Origin of the sequence: Pseudomonas sp. IT-196MI5, assembly GCF_949767415.1 — a bacterium.
Lineage (GTDB): Bacteria > Pseudomonadota > Gammaproteobacteria > Pseudomonadales > Pseudomonadaceae > Aquipseudomonas.
On sequence record NZ_CATKPZ010000022.1, the window covers coordinates 441,311 to 454,867 of the forward strand.

The window sequence follows — 13,557 nt, forward strand, 5'->3', positions numbered from 1 at the left end:
AGTTCACTGTGGGAGCGTGGCTTGCCCGCGATAAGGGCCGAAGGACCTTCACTCCAGCATCTTGCCCAGCAACCAGCTCCCCGCCGGCCCCGGCGGATTGAGCCGCGACCACAACGCATCCACCGACACCGTTTTCGGCCATCCGCGCACCACCAGTTCCTGCAAGGTGCCAGGTCCAAAGCGCTCGACCAGCCAGCGGGGCAACGGTGCCCAGCCGAATCCGCCCTGGGCCATTTCCAGCAGCATCAGATAACTCGGCGCCGACCAGACGCGGCCCTTCGCCCGGCTTTCATAGGGATTGATGATGGTGGCCAGGCGCAGCTCGCGGTGTTGCTGCAGTACGTCCCGGTCGACGTGCTCCAGCGTCGCCAACGGGTGTGCCGGGGACACGAACAAGGCGATCTCCGTGCGCTCGTCCACCGTCGAACTGACCAGGTCCGGCGGGTAGCTGTCCTGCATTTCGGCAAAGGCGATCTGCGCCCGGCCGCTTTGCACCAGGGACACCAGGTCATCGCATTCGGCGATCAGGCATTCGAGCTCCAGGTCCGGGTAACGCTGCTCGAAGGCACTGAGCGCGGCTTCGAAGCGGTCCGACTGATAGGTATCGGACAGCGCCACCGTCAACTTCGGCTCCACCCCTTGGGACAGTTGGCTGGCGGTCATTTCCAGGCGACTGGTGGCGGCCAGGATGTCTTCGGCCCGTTGCAGTATGACGTGCCCGGCCGGGGTCAGCCCGGGCTTGCGGCTGCTGCGGTCGAACAGCGTCAAGTTCAGGTCGATTTCCAGGCTGGCCACTGCGGCGCTGATGGTCGACTGACTGCGGCCCAGCTTGCGTGCCGCCGCAGAAAACGAGCCCTGGGTCGCCGCTTCGACAAACGCCAGCAACACTTCGTGAGAGGCCATGAACTATCGCCTTGATCGATGGTTAATGGTTATGAAGTATCGACGTGATGACAGATCATGGCAACCACAGTCACTCAAGGGAGTTCGGCCATGAGCGCCAACAAGTCCATTACTGAACGTATTTTTCAAGCCATCGGTTTCGAACTGCTGGCCATCCTGATCTGTACCCCGTTGCTGGCCTGGATCATGAACAAACCGATGTTGGACATGGGCGCTGTGGCCACTGCCATGGCTGCCCTGGCCCTGGCCTGGAACGTGGTGTTCAACGGTATGTTTGATCGCCTGCTGATGCGCAGGGCCATCACGCACAACGCCTGGGTCCGCGTGGTGCATGCGCTGTTGTTCGAAGGCGGTCTGGTCGCTCTTGGCGTACCGCTGATCGCCTGGTGGCTGAATGTCAGCCTGTGGCAGGCGTTCCTGCTGGATATCGGCGTGTTGCTGTTCTTCCTGCCGTACACCTACGTCTACCACTGGGTGTATGACGTGGTTCGTGAGCGGATGGTGATGACGCGTGAGGTTTGCTGAGTCGTGTTTGAACCGGCCCTTGTGGGAGCGAGCTTGCTCGCGATGGCGGCGTGACAGTCAACATCATTGCTGAATGTCAGACCGCTATCGCGAGCAAGCTCGCTCCCACAGGTTTTGCACCAGATCAGACGTGGAAGTAACCCACGCACGAATCGAATGGCAGGCGCTTGAGTTCGATCTTGTTCAGGTCGAGCACTTCACGCAGGGCCTTGGTTTCGCCCGGGAAGTTGCGGTAGGCGACTTCGTCGAGCACCACGATCGCGCCTTTGGGCATGTACGGCAGGAAAGTTTCCAGCGCGACTTTGGTCGACTCGTACAGGTCGGTGTCGAGGATCAGCATGGCCACGACCAGGTCCGGGCGGGTCTTGACCCACTCCGGCACGGTCTGGACGATATCGCCCTTGACCAACTCGCAGCGCGGAATCCGGTTGACCGGGCGCAACAGGTCGTTGGCGTCGATCATGTCCTGGATCAGCGACTGGTCGGTGTCGGCGAACATGGTCTCGTTGACGTCGGCCGGGTCTTCTTTCTTGTCGATGCTCTGGAAGCCTTCGAAGGTGTCGAAGCCCACGATCGAGCGGTTGATCGCGTACGGCTCGAGAATCATCGACAAGTGCATGTAGAGCATCAGCGAGTTGCCCTTGTACACGCCGCACTCAATGATCGCGCCCGGCACTTCGGCGACTTTCTTGAACAGCTCCATGCGCGACAATGCAGCCGTCACGCCGATGCGGTTGGCGAAGACGAATGGCGCGTCGGCCACATATTCGGCATCGACCCGTTTCAGGACATTGGTACGGGTTTCGTTGTACTGGGCCTCGGCGGGCGTGATGCGACGCTTGGTCATTGCGGGATTCCTCGGAAATTCGAAAAGTCGTGGACGTGGAAGTAGTCTTTGAAGCCGGCGCCGACATCCGGGCAGGCGCTGTCGACGTTGATCGCGCCGCGCCGATGCTTGAGGTCGTCGAGGTGCATCAGGCGAAAGTCCACGCTGAAGCGGGTTTGTGGCGTGTAATTGGGCACGGTGCCGTGCAGGTGCGAACCCGAGAACACCAGCATCTCGGCGGTATTGCCGGCGATGCGCAGTTCAGAGGCGCTGTTGATCGTTTCGGTGGGCACCGGGTGTTGGCGCGCCTCTTCCTTGACGTTGTCCTTGGCGCGCTGGCGTTGCACATCGATCCAGTCGGACAGGCTCCACTGCGCCGAGGTGTTTTTCACCGGGGCGTCGAAGTAGGCCGGGTTGATCATCATGGTCTGGTCAGGCTGGATCGTGTAGACCGGCATCCAGGTATTGATCTGGCAGTCGACACCGCCGTACCAGGTATCGCGATGGGGCTTGTAGGCGTAGCTGACGCCGGCGTGCAGGTAGTCGTAGTTGGGCACGACGCGGATGCGCGGTACGTCGAAAATGAATTCCTCGGGAGCGGCACCGATTTCGTCGGTGAAGCTGCGGATCAGCTCCTTGGCTCGCAGGCTGTTGGTGAACTGGCCTTTGAGGCGAGTCACCAGCACCACGAATTCCTCCACCGGCATCAGCGTGTGCAGCGCCTGGTGGTTGGTCTCGCCATCGAAGGCGGCGGTGATGCTTTCCTGGGCAAAGGCACAGAGTTCCTTTGCCGCTTTCAGTTCGGTGTTGAGGAAGATGTCGCCAGCGTAGATCGCACTTCTGAAATCAGCGTGTTTGTGCAACTGATTGATGAATAAGTTCACGGTTCTCACCCAGGAATACTTTGGCTCTCATAAGAGTCGGCAATACGTTGGCAAACTAAAGCGCCATCCTCGAATGAAACGATCAATACCTTGATTTGGCGATGAAATGCGCGGCTTTGCGCCGGGCTGAAAGCAAACATCCCGCAGCGATCGCTCGCGGCGGGATGTGGGTAGAGGCGGCAATGATCAGAACAGTTGGGTGAACAACCAGTACAGGCTACCCGACAGCAGGATCGCCGCCGGCAACGTGAGCACCCAGGCCATCAGCAGGTTGCGGATGGTCTTCATCTGCAAGCCGCCGCCGTTGGCGACCATGGTCCCGGCCACGCCCGAGGACAGCACGTGTGTGGTCGACACCGGCAGGCCGAACATGTCGGCGGCACCGATGGTCAGCATCGCCACGGTTTCTGCCGAGGCGCCCTGGGCGTAGGTCAGGTGGGTCTTGCCGATTTTCTGGCCGACGGTCACCACGATGCGCTTCCAGCCGACCATGGTGCCCAGGCCCAGGGCGATGGCCACGGCGATTTTCACCCACAGCGGAATGAAGCGCGTGGAGTTGTCGATCTGTTGCTTGAACAGTTGCAGCTTGCCATTGGTGTCGGCGTCGAAATTGCCGACCTTGTTCTTGTCCATCAGGCGAATGGTTTCGCTGCTCAAATACATGTCGTTGCGCACGTTGCCCACGGCTTCGGCCGGGACTTTCGAGAGCGAGCCATAACCCTTGACCTGGGCACCGATGCTGCCGGTCAGCGCAGCCAGCGCCGGCACCAGTTGCGGGGTCGCTTCCTTGCTGCGCATGTATTCGGACAGCACCGCGCGTGGGTCGGCGGGGGCCGGTTGCGGTGCCGCCTTGACCAGCGCTTGCTGGGTCACTTCGGCGACCGCCGCGAACTGCAAGGCTTGATCGGCCGGCATGGTGCGGTTCAGTGCATATGCCATTGGCAGCGTACCCACCAGAATCAGCATGATCAGGCCCATGCCTTTCTGACCGTCGTTGGAACCGTGGGCAAACGACACGCCGGTGCAGGTCACGATCAACAGGCCGCGAATCCACCATGGCGGCGGGGTCTCGCCCTTTGGCTCCTTGTACAGCGCGCGATTCTTGACGAACGCGCGCAGCGCCAGCAACAGCAGTGCGGCGCAGCCGAAGCCGACCAGCGGCGAGAGCAGCAACGCGTAACCGATTTTTATTGCCTGGGCCCAGTCCACGCCGCTGGTGCCGTCGCGGCCGTGCATCAGGGCGTTGGCCACGCCGACCCCGATGATCGAACCGATCAGGGTGTGCGATGACGACGCCGGCAGCCCCAGCCACCAGGTGCCGAGGTTCCACAGGATGGCGGCGATCAGCAGGGCGAAGATCATCGCGAAACCGGCCGACGAGCCGACTTGCAGGATCAGCTCCACCGGCAGCAGGGCGATGATGCCGAACGCCACTGCGCCGCTGGACAGCAGCACCCCGAGGAAATTGAAAAATCCGGACCAGACCACCGCCACGTTCGGCGGCAGCGAGTGGGTGTAAATCACCGTGGCCACCGCGTTGGCGGTGTCGTGGAAACCGTTGACGAACTCAAAGCCCAGGGCAATCAGCAGCGCCACGCCGAGCAACAGGAACGGTGTCCAGGTGGTCACCACTGTGCCGAGTTCGTTCATGTCGTGCATCAGGCTGTAGGCGGTAAACAACAAGCCGATGGCCAGCACGGCAAAAAACACCACGATGGTGATCAGGCCGGGCTTTTTGTCGAATTGCGGTATGGCGCTACTGGCGGGCGCCGGGGCGGCGGTGAAGGAGGGCGTAGCCATCACGGACAGTCCTGAGGAGGGAAGGAGTATCAGTGATAATCGTTGCTAATTGTTACAGGGAGACTGCTTTGGGTCAGTGTTTAGGTTTTTGCAGGCCGCGGATCTGAAGTCGAGCGCTTAAAACTGTGGGAGCGAGCTTGCTCGCGATAGCGGTGTGTCAGCTGACAACAATGTTGGATTTGCCGACGTCATCGCGAGCAAGCTCGCTCCCACAGGGATCACAGGGATCACAGGGATCACAGGGATCACAGGGATCACAGGGATCACAGGAATCACAGGGATCACAGGAATCACAGGGATCACAGGAATCACAGGGATCACAGGGATACTCAATAATCCTGCTGCTTGCGAAACGCCCAGCGCCCGGCGATCACGGTAAAGGTCGCGACCAGCGCCACCAGGATCCAGAAACCCTGCGGATCACCGGCCAGCGGAATGCCGCCGACGTTCATGCCGAAGAAGCCGGCGATGATGTTGATCGGCAACGCCAGCACCGTTACCACCGTCAGGGTGAACAGCGTGCGGTTGGTTTGTTCGTTGATGTTGGCGGCGATCTCTTCCTGCAACAACTTGATCCGCTCACCCAGCGCCGTGAGGTCGTTGATGATCAGCGCAAACTCCTCGGTGGATTTGCGCAGCTCCTTCACGTCTTCCTTTTGCAGCCATTGCGGTGGCCGGTTGAGCAGGCGCAGCAAGGAGCCTGGCTCCAGCGCCAGCAGCCGTTGCAAACGCACCAGCACCCGGCGATTGGCGCCCAGTTCAGCGCGATTGGTCGACAGCCGCGAGGACAGCAATTCGTCCTCGATCTGATCCACGCTCTGGCTGGTCTTGCGCACGATCTGGGTCAACACTTCACCCTGGTCGCGCAGTAAATGCACCAGCAACTCCAGCGGGGAGCGAAAGCATTCCCGGGCCTTCACCGACGAGCGCAGTTTGTCCACCGAGTGCAGCGGTTGCAGGCGGGCGCTGACGATCAGCCGGCTGCGGGCGCACACCCACAGCGTCGAGACGTCCGACGAGACCATGTTGCTGAGGTTGAACACCACGTCGTTGACCACCGCCAGCAACGCCGAATCGACATGTTCGATGCGCGTCGAGCGCGAGCCTTCGTGTAGCGCTTCGAAAAATTCCTCGGGCAACTCCAGATGGCTTTTCATCCAGCGTTCGCACGCGGCGTGGGCCAGGTTCAGGTGCAGCCAGAGAAATTGCTCGTCGCTTTGCGGTTGTTGCAGGTACTGCAAGGCTTCGGCGGAATTGATTTCCCGGCCGGCCTCACCGGGGCGAAAGCTGAAACCGTAAAGCAGGCCGAACAGATCCGTGTCGCGATGACTGTGATCGATGCTGTGGTTCATGAGGGCTCGCAAGGGGAGACGCCTGTCGCAGGTTTCGCAGGTTCACTTGAGCGGCATCATCGCAAGCGGGGATGACGTTTTTGTGACGAGGAAATAACGTAAACGATTGCGCTACCGGCGGTCGGGATTTTCTCAAGAACCGCTCTGGCTTGCCGATCACGCTTGGGTTGAGTTGCGTGTCACAGGCCTTGGCCGTGATCGCAGACAGGGAAGTCCGGACACTTTTCACGCCTTACCGGGGCGTGCCTCATTCCCGTCATGAGTACCATCCGATGCTTTTGCAAAAGTCCCTGAGAGCACAAATTCTCGCCCTGCTGAGCGGCAGCCTGCTGGCGATGCTGTTGATCGCCCTGGCGTGCTTTCACTTCCTGTCCAGCGGAGTGCAGAGCTACGCCAATCTGATCGAGGGCCCGCTGCATACCTCGCAATTGATCGATGAAGCCAACCTGCAATTCAAGGTGCAGGTGCAGGAGTGGAAAAACGTCCTGTTGCGCGGTAAGCAACCGGCGGACCTGAGCAAGTACTGGGGGCAATTCGAAGACCGTCAGCGCGACGTGCAAAACATCCTCGGCGAGCTGGCCGCGCAGAAGGGCATCGAGCCGCCACTCAAGAGCCGCATCGAGCGCTTGCGTGACGAACATCGCCAGTTGGGCGCGGGCTATCAGAAGGGCCGGGACGCGTTCGTGGCCGCCGGTGGTGACCCGACGGCAGGCGACGCGGCGGTCAAGGGCGTGGACCGCGCGGCCAGCGATCAGATGAGTGAGCTGGTCAGCGAGTTGCGCAAGCAGGGCGCCGAACAATCGACGCTGATCAGCGCCGCTGCCGATCGCACGGTGATGCTGGGGATCATGGTGATGCTGGTTTCGGGGCTGCTGATCGGCCTGCTGAGCCTGTGGCTGGTCAACCGTCATCTGGTCGAGCCGATCCGCAAACTGATCGAATACGTGGCGCAGCTCAGCCAGGGGCGTATTGCCGAGCGCGTGGCCAGCAACCGTCAGGATGAACTGGGCAAACTGGCGATGGCCGCCAACACCCTGCGCGATTTCCTCGCCGAAACCTTCAGCCGTTTGCAGCGAAGCGCGTCGGACCTGGACAGCGCCAGCGGTGAGTTGAACTCGATCGCCACCGTGATGGCCGGCGGTACCAACGAGCAATTCAACCGCACCGACCAGGTGGCCACGGCGATGAACGAAATGTCCGCTACCGCACAGGAAGTGGCCCGTCATGCCGCCGAAGCGGCGCGGGCCGCCGACGATGCCGACCAGTCCGCCCAGCAGGGCGAAAAAGTCATGCAGGGCACCATCCATACCATCACCCAGATGCGCGGCGAAATCGCCAATACCGCCACGGTCATCCGCCAACTGGAAACCGACAGCGGGCGCATCGGCAAGGTCCTGGAAGTGATTCGCGGCATCGCCGAACAGACCAACCTGCTGGCGCTCAACGCGGCCATCGAAGCGGCGCGCGCCGGTGAGGCCGGACGCGGATTCGCGGTGGTGGCCGATGAAGTGCGCAGCCTGGCCCAGCGCACAGCGGCGTCGATCATCGAGATCAACCAGATCATCCAGACCGTGCAGACCGGTGCAATCGAAGCGGCCCAGGCGATTGAAAGCGGTCAGTCGCGCAGCGAACAAAGCGTGCAGCAAGTGACTGAGGCCGGCGCCATGCTCGAACGCATCACCCTGGCCGTGGAAGCCATCCGCGACATGAACCGCCAGATCGCCACTGCCGCCGAAGAGCAGACCTCGGTGGCCGAAGACATCTCGCGCAACCTCACCGAGATCACCAGCATCGCCAGCACCAACCTGGACAACGTGCAGCGCACTGAAGCGGCCAGCAACAACCTGCACGGTTTGTCGGGGCAGTTGAACGAGGTGACGGCGCGCCTGAGCGCTTGAGTCCAGGATGCGCAAAAGCCGCACGACTTCTCAATCGTGCGGCTTTTGTGTGTTTCGGGATCAGGTGTCCTGTTTGTTCTTCAGGACCTTGCCGTTGGAGGCATCGATGTCCACATCCCACTCGACGTTCTTGGCATCACGCAGTTCGACTTCGTACTCGTAACCGTTGAAGTAGTTGTCCAGTTCGGTTTTGGTGATCGTTGCACCCGGGTGCAGATCCAGCGCGATCCTGTTCAGATCTTCCAGCGACTTGATCTTGCCGTCCTTGACCAGTTGCGGGATCTCATCGACCCGCACATCGGCCTGGGCCAGGCCCGCGGCAAAGGTCAGGGTTGCAGCGGTCAACAAAGCAGTCAGGGTCTTCATGGGCTTCTTTCCTTGGGTGATCCGTTCAAGTGAGATCAGGTTAGTGTGTGTAACTTAATCCACCCTTAAATCCCTCTGTATGTCCTGCATCAATCCCTGTGGGAGCGAGCCTGCTCGCGAAAGCGGAGGGGCAGTCAACGTTGATGTTGAAGCTGATGGCCCTATCGCGAGCAAGCTCGCTCCCACAGGTTTTGTGCAATAGCGCATCAATACCCGTTGTTCTGTAGCACCTGCGCCACGCTCGCCGCCGGGCGTTTATAGAACTTCAACAACTCGCTGGTGCGATTGGTGAAGATGCCGTCGACACCGGCGTCCATGACTTTCTGGAAGTCCACGGCTTCGTCGATGGTGTACACGTGCACCAGCAGGCCCTGATCGTGGGTGTACTGGTTCATCCACGGTTGCACCAGATCCGGATAACTCTGGTCGCCACCCTGGGTCAGTGCGGCGGACGGGCCGGTGCCGATGGCGCCCTGGGCCTTGGCGTAGTCGACCCAACGCTGGAATTCGGCTTTGTCCTTCGGCTCCTGTGCGGCGTAGTACGCGGCCTTGTCCTTGGCGCCGGACTCGGCAAATGTCACCTTGGACTTGGGCTCGATACTGCCTTCACCGACCCACAACAGCAGGATCTTCGGCACCTTCGGCATTTCCTTTTGCAGCAGTTCAAGGCTGCTCTTCTCGAAGGTCTGCAGGACCACCTTGCCTTTGCCCTGGCCGACTCCCAGTTCGCTTTTCGCCAGTTTCGAACCGGTCGGGCTCAGCCAGCCACGGTCCTGAAGTTTTTCCTTGAGGTCGTGTTCGATGCCGGGAAACTGTTTCGGCTCCTTGGTCTCGATGTACAGGCCGGGCTTGTGCAGGGAGTTGCCCTCGGCGATGTCGATGATTTCATCGAGGGTCAGAATCTTCAGGCCGGCGAAGGCGGGACGTGCGCGATCCGGGTACGCGGCATTGAACCAGCTGCCCGCATCCAGGGTTTTCAGCTCGGCCATGGTGAACGCATTGGCGGGGCTGTCCTTGCGCTCGGGGAATTTGCTGGCGACGTCGGTGGTGCGTTGCAGGTTGTTGTCGTGCAGGACGAACAGCACGCCGTCCTTGCTGCGCTGCAGGTCCATTTCCAGGTAGTCGGCGCCCAGGTCGCGAGCGGTCTTGTAGGCGGCGGCGGTGGATTCCGGCGCATCGAACGACGCGCCACGGTGGGCGATCACCGCTGGATGCGGAATGCCCAAGCGGGTCGCCAGTGCCTTGGGACCGGGTTCGCTGGCGGCCTGTGCGTGGCCAACGCCGAGGCCGAGCAGCAGGCTCAGTAACAGGGCGCTTTTAGTGAAGGTTGCGGGCATGGTCGAGATCCTTTCGCAATGAGGGTGCGTCCCTTTTAACAACTGATCCTTGCAGGCGCTATAGCAACACCGACACAAACCTGCCCAAAGCTGATGTTCGTCAGCGCTTTTGTGCGCCCGGTTGCAGTACGCTGGGGCCCTGCAATTTCCCCGGCAGAGGGAAACGCAGGCCCTGCGTGCCAACCAACGATCACCATTGCGGGGTTTACCATGCGCATCACTTCCCAGCTCATCTGCCAGGCAGCCGACCAACTCAAAGGCTTCGTCGGCCTCAACCGCAAGACCGGCCACTACATCGTGCGTTTCAGCGAAGATTCGTTCGGCATGGACGTGGCGGATGACGGCATTATCCCGACCAGCGAATTTGTCTGGGCCACTGGTCCCGGGCAGACCATGATGCTCAAGCGTGAGTTGATTCAGTTGCTGCTGGACCAGAACATCGATGACCGGATCAACATCACCGAGCCGTTGCGGGTGTACATGAACCGGCGGGACGTGCCGGAGATTTCGGCGGTTCGCAGTCTGGTCAAGGGCTGAGTTTTTGCGGTGATTTGGCTGGCCCCATCGCGAGCAAGCTCGCTCCCACAGTAGATCTTTGTCGTGCACAAATGTTGTGACCGACCGGGATCAAAATGTGGGAGCGAGCTTGCTCGCGATGGCGGCCTGAAGAACTCTGAATCAGTTACTGATTGAACCCCTAGGTCTGCTCAACCCCGCACAGGCTGCGACAAAGGCGCCAACCAACGGCGGCAAGACGCCCTTGAGCGCTGCCCGCTCGGGCTGGAACAAGGTCGCGACAAAGAACGGATGACCGCTGAGTTCGACCGCCCGCAGTCCGTGTTCCGAATCGTGGCCGACGGCGTGCAGTTCGCGCTTGAGCAGTTCCCCTTCGAACTGCGGATTCACACCATAACGACAGCGATAGCCTTCACGAATCTCGCCGCTTTCGTACGCCTGGGCAATCAACGAGCCTTCATGTAAATGAATGGTATCGACGGCCTCCACCAGTGAACACGTCAGCGGTGTCAGCAGCGCCCGTGTTGCATTGGGTGAAGTCTCGCCGTGTTCGGCATCCGACCAGCCCAGCACATTGCGCGCATATTCCAGCACCGCGTGTTGAAAACCACCGCAGGTGCCGAGGAAAGGTCGCCGTTGTTCGCGGGCAAAACGGATCGCTGTTAATGCGCCATCCGGGCTGCGGTAAGGGCTGGCCGGTACGCACCAGAAACCATCGAATGTATGCAGCGCTGTCTCGGCGTGGATTTCATCAGTGGCCAGCCATTGCCATTGCAGGTTCAGGCCCGTGTGTTCGGCGGCCTTTTCGAGGGCGACGGGAATGGCCTGGTGGGCGGTGACGTGTGGGTCGTAGTCGCCGATCAGGGCGATGCGAATCGGGCGGTTTTCCATGCGGGGCCTCTGCACTTGTTGATTGCGGGTGCCCACTATAGATTGGCGTTCACGCACTCAATATTGGCGTTTTCCCAAGTGATCAATGCAGCGACGCACTATCGACTGGACTACCCGGACCTGAGCCTGATTCTCGCGCTGGTACGCGGCGGCTCTCTGGCCCGGGCTGCGCAACTGCTGAAGGTGGATGTCTCGACGGTGTTTCGAGCGGTGCGCCGGCTGGAGGCTGCACTGGGTCAGCAACTGTTCGAAAAAAGCCGCGCCGGTTACCTGCCCACCACCCTGGCGCAGTCGCTGGCTGAACAGGCTGAGTGCGCCGAGCAGGCGCTGGAGGCGGCGCGCATTGGTGTCGAGCAGGGCGGTGAAGTGATCAGCGGCATCGTGCGCCTGACCTGTACCGATTCGGTCCTGCAAGGTTTGCTGTTGCCGGCGCTGGCGCAGTTCATGCCGAACTATCCGGCGCTGACCCTCGAACTCAGCACGTCCAATGATTTTGCCAACCTCAGCCGGCGGGATGCCGATATCGCCCTGCGCCTGACCCGCACGCCACCGGAGCATTTGGTAGGACGGCGCCTGGCGGAGGTTTCCTACCGCGTGTGTGCCAGCCAGCGATACCTGCGATCGGTCAACACCACCGACCTGGCCGCATTGACCTGGATCGCCCCGGATGACTTCTTGCCCGATCACCCGACCGTTGCCTGGCGTCGCCAGGCCTGGCCGGGCGTAACGCCGGGCTATCGCTGCAACAGCATGCTGTCGGTGACCGAACTGGTCAGGGCGGGGTTGGGTGTAGCGGCGTTGCCGGACTTCTTGATCGGCGACGGATTACAGCCGCTGAGCGAACCGTTGCACGGATACGACACCGCACTGTGGCTGCTGACCCGTCCTGACTGCCGCGCCTTGCGCTCGGTGGTCACCTTGTTCGATGAGTTGGGGCGGGCGCTGAAACTGCCGTGAAACCGTTCAGGCTCTTGGCTCATCCTTGTGCACCAGATGCTGATGCATTTGCGTGGTCAGGTTATCGATGCGCTCGGTGAGCGCCTTGGTCATCTCCGTGAGGCGAGTGTTCTGTTCAAGCAGCTCCAGCAGTTGCGCAGCGTTTTTCGCGGCCTGCGCCTGTCGCTCGCTGTTGGCGGTCGCCAGTGCTTCGCGGTGCTGCGCATCGGCATCGGATTGGGCTTTGTCCCGGGCAGCCTGACGCGTCTGGGCCAACAGAATCAATGGTGCGGCATAGGCCGATTGCAAGCTGAAAGCCAGGTTGAGCAGGATGAACGGGTACACATCGAAGTGGGTGAACCCGGAAGCGTTGAGGCACACCCAGACCACCACGATCAGCGTTTGTGCGCCGAGAAAAGTCGGTGTACCGAAGAACCGCGCAAAGGCTTCGGCGCGCAGGGCAAACTTGTCATTGCCAAAGGTCGGCGCGAGGTGGGCATGAGGACGATGGAAACGCAGGTGATCGACGTGGGCGGCGGTTTCGTGGCTGGTGGTCATGATGTTCTCTGTATGGCGCTGGGACTGAGGCTCACTATAACCTCAGCGCCGGTTTCATTTTGAAACACATCCGCCGTTCAACTCAGAGCCATCAAAGGTTCGACGGCGCCGTCGACATTGTCATTTATTGCACCTGATAGCAGGCCAGAAACATGTCCAGCGCGGACTCGGTCACCCGGTGTTGTTCTTCGGCTGACAAGCCGGGTTGCCCCATGGAAATCTGCGGCCAGAATGCAAAGGACTTGAGCAGGCCATGGACCTGTTGAGCAGCGAATTCGGGAGCCACGACCTTCAATCGGCCATCCGCTTGAGCGGCCCGAATCCACACCGTCAGCCCCTCTTCGCGTTCGCCCATTCGGGCCACCATGTCCTGCGCCCGCTCCGGGGAGTGAATCGTCGCCGCGATTGCCACCCGCGCCAGATCGAGAAAATTGTCATCGCCCAACATTTGCAGCTTGGCCATCAGCAATACGCGCAGTTGATCGCGCAGCGGCAGATCGGAACGGTAGGCCGTTTCCTGTTCCGCCGTCACCCGGATCCATAGCTGATTGAGGATCTCGGCGAACAACTCTTCCTTGCTGGGAAAGTGGTTGTACACCGTGCGCTTCGACACGCCGGCAGTGGCAGCAATCTTGTCCATGCTGGTGATCTCGAAACCGTTGTCACGGAATTCGTTGATCGCGGCTTGAATGATCGCTTGGCGTTTTCGGTCGGTGAGGCGCTGTGGAGCTGTCATAAGTACGCTTCGGCAGGAAGAAGGGGGGA

General features: G+C 60.8%; 14 protein-coding genes. 4 read left to right on the forward strand and 10 right to left on the reverse strand.

All coding sequences use genetic code 11. The annotated features are described in order from the left end of the window. Positions 1 to 48: 48 nt before the first annotated feature. Positions 49 to 903, reverse strand: coding sequence for a LysR family transcriptional regulator (locus ACM6IK_RS16355; protein WP_414875147.1), 855 nt, complete (start codon positions 901 to 903; stop codon positions 49 to 51). A gap of 90 nt (positions 904 to 993) precedes the next feature. On the opposite strand from ACM6IK_RS16355, the gene ACM6IK_RS16360 reads away from it, so the two are divergent. Then, complete coding sequence (locus ACM6IK_RS16360; RefSeq protein ID WP_414875148.1) at positions 994 to 1,428, forward strand: multidrug/biocide efflux PACE transporter; 435 nt, start codon at positions 994 to 996, stop codon at positions 1,426 to 1,428. Between the two features lie 124 nt (positions 1,429 to 1,552). Here the strand turns inward: ACM6IK_RS16360 and ACM6IK_RS16365 are convergent, their stop codons facing one another. The 4 genes from ACM6IK_RS16365 to ACM6IK_RS16380 form a co-directional block, all read right to left on the reverse strand. Continuing rightward, on the reverse strand, positions 1,553 to 2,275 hold the full coding sequence (locus ACM6IK_RS16365) for a TylF/MycF/NovP-related O-methyltransferase (RefSeq protein ID WP_108215167.1): 723 nt from the start codon (positions 2,273 to 2,275) through the stop codon (positions 1,553 to 1,555). Then, positions 2,272 to 3,138, reverse strand: a complete 867-nt coding sequence (locus tag ACM6IK_RS16370; RefSeq protein ID WP_414875149.1) for a hypothetical protein — start codon at positions 3,136 to 3,138, stop codon at positions 2,272 to 2,274. The genes ACM6IK_RS16365 and ACM6IK_RS16370 overlap by 4 nt, the downstream gene beginning before the upstream one ends. A 186-nt stretch (positions 3,139 to 3,324) precedes the next feature. Further along, the gene (locus tag ACM6IK_RS16375; RefSeq protein ID WP_414875150.1) at positions 3,325 to 4,938 is read right to left on the reverse strand and encodes an inorganic phosphate transporter; all 1,614 of its coding nucleotides are present in this window, start codon (positions 4,936 to 4,938) and stop codon (positions 3,325 to 3,327) included. Between the two features lie 329 nt (positions 4,939 to 5,267). After that, positions 5,268 to 6,290, reverse strand: coding sequence for a transporter (locus tag ACM6IK_RS16380; protein ID WP_414875151.1), 1,023 nt, complete (start codon positions 6,288 to 6,290; stop codon positions 5,268 to 5,270). A 272-nt stretch (positions 6,291 to 6,562) separates the two neighbouring features. Here ACM6IK_RS16380 and ACM6IK_RS16385 point away from each other — a divergent pair, with 272 nt between their 5' ends. Beyond that, on the forward strand, positions 6,563 to 8,188 hold the full coding sequence (locus ACM6IK_RS16385) for a methyl-accepting chemotaxis protein (RefSeq protein WP_414875152.1): 1,626 nt from the start codon (positions 6,563 to 6,565) through the stop codon (positions 8,186 to 8,188). 60 nt (positions 8,189 to 8,248) lie between these two features. On the opposite strand, the gene ACM6IK_RS16390 is transcribed toward ACM6IK_RS16385, so the two are convergent. Then, on the reverse strand, positions 8,249 to 8,554 hold the full coding sequence (locus ACM6IK_RS16390) for a PepSY domain-containing protein (RefSeq protein WP_108215173.1): 306 nt from the start codon (positions 8,552 to 8,554) through the stop codon (positions 8,249 to 8,251). Between the two features lie 206 nt (positions 8,555 to 8,760). After that, a complete protein-coding gene (locus ACM6IK_RS16395) occupies positions 8,761 to 9,891 on the reverse strand; it encodes a glycerophosphodiester phosphodiesterase (protein WP_414875153.1) in 1,131 nt (376 codons plus the stop codon). Between the two features lie 210 nt (positions 9,892 to 10,101). On the opposite strand from ACM6IK_RS16395, the gene ACM6IK_RS16400 reads away from it, so the two are divergent. Then, a complete protein-coding gene (locus ACM6IK_RS16400) occupies positions 10,102 to 10,428 on the forward strand; it encodes a DUF2025 family protein (RefSeq protein WP_414875154.1) in 327 nt (108 codons plus the stop codon). Positions 10,429 to 10,569: 141 nt separating this feature from the next. Here the strand turns inward: ACM6IK_RS16400 and ACM6IK_RS16405 are convergent, their stop codons facing one another. Beyond that, positions 10,570 to 11,298 (reverse strand): CTP synthase, encoded by a 729-nt coding sequence (locus ACM6IK_RS16405; protein ID WP_414875155.1) that lies wholly within the window; start codon positions 11,296 to 11,298, stop codon positions 10,570 to 10,572. Between the two features lie 15 nt (positions 11,299 to 11,313). Here ACM6IK_RS16405 and ACM6IK_RS16410 point away from each other — a divergent pair, with 15 nt between their 5' ends. Next, complete coding sequence (locus tag ACM6IK_RS16410; protein WP_414875263.1) at positions 11,314 to 12,255, forward strand: LysR family transcriptional regulator; 942 nt, start codon at positions 11,314 to 11,316, stop codon at positions 12,253 to 12,255. Positions 12,256 to 12,261: 6 nt separating this feature from the next. Here the strand turns inward: ACM6IK_RS16410 and ACM6IK_RS16415 are convergent, their stop codons facing one another. Together ACM6IK_RS16415 and ACM6IK_RS16420 are read right to left on the reverse strand one after the other, a co-directional pair. After that, the gene (locus ACM6IK_RS16415) at positions 12,262 to 12,792 is read right to left on the reverse strand and encodes a DUF1003 domain-containing protein (protein WP_414875156.1); all 531 of its coding nucleotides are present in this window, start codon (positions 12,790 to 12,792) and stop codon (positions 12,262 to 12,264) included. A gap of 124 nt (positions 12,793 to 12,916) precedes the next feature. Next, positions 12,917 to 13,528, reverse strand: a complete 612-nt coding sequence (locus ACM6IK_RS16420; RefSeq protein WP_414875157.1) for a TetR/AcrR family transcriptional regulator — start codon at positions 13,526 to 13,528, stop codon at positions 12,917 to 12,919. Positions 13,529 to 13,557 lie beyond the last annotated feature (29 nt).